The sequence below is a fragment of the Burkholderia sp. Ac-20353 genome, assembly GCF_017104785.1.
Taxonomy (GTDB): Bacteria; Pseudomonadota; Gammaproteobacteria; order Burkholderiales; family Burkholderiaceae; genus Burkholderia.
In genome coordinates, this window is record NZ_JAAGPL010000564.1 from 1 (window position 1) to 546 (window position 546).

2 protein-coding genes are annotated in these 546 nt (G+C 66.3%); both read left to right on the forward strand.

Features of this window, described 5'->3' with window-relative positions:
• Positions 1-109: proton-translocating transhydrogenase family protein (locus G3N94_RS43345; protein ID WP_205799991.1), on the forward strand; the 109-nt coding region annotated here is incomplete at its 5' end.
• Between the two features lie 13 nt (positions 110-122).
• Positions 123-546 (forward strand): NAD(P)(+) transhydrogenase (Re/Si-specific) subunit beta (locus G3N94_RS43350; protein WP_205799932.1); only part of this gene is annotated, 424 nt, incomplete at its 3' end.

The following is a 546-nucleotide window of genomic DNA, read 5'->3' on the forward strand; positions in this document are numbered from 1 at the left end:
GTCGGGGCTGATCCTGGGCCTGGCAGTGGGTGCGCTGACGCTCACGGCCGTCAACATGTTCGGCGGCTTCGCGGTGACGCGGCGCATGCTGGCAATGTTCCGCAAATAAGGGGACGACAACCATGACCTCCAATCTGACTACCGTCTCCTACATCGGCGCGGCGATCCTCTTCATCCTCAGTCTTGGCGGGCTGGCGAACCCGGAAACGGCGCGCCGCGGCAACCTGCTCGGCATGATCGGCATGGTCATCGCCGTGCTGGCCACCGTGCTCGGCCCGCGCGTGTCGGCCGAGGGCATTCCGTACGTCGTCGCCGCGCTGGTCGTCGGCGGTGCGGTCGGCCTCATCGCCGCGAAGAAGGTGCAGATGACGCAGATGCCCGAACTGGTTGCGCTGATGCACAGCCTGGTCGGCCTGGCGGCGTGCCTGGTGGGCTTTGCCAGCTACATCGATACGTCGGTGCAGTTCGTCGGCGCAGAGAAGGCCATCCACGAAGTCGAGATCTACGTCGGCATCCTGATCGGCGCGGTGACGTTCGCGGGCTCGG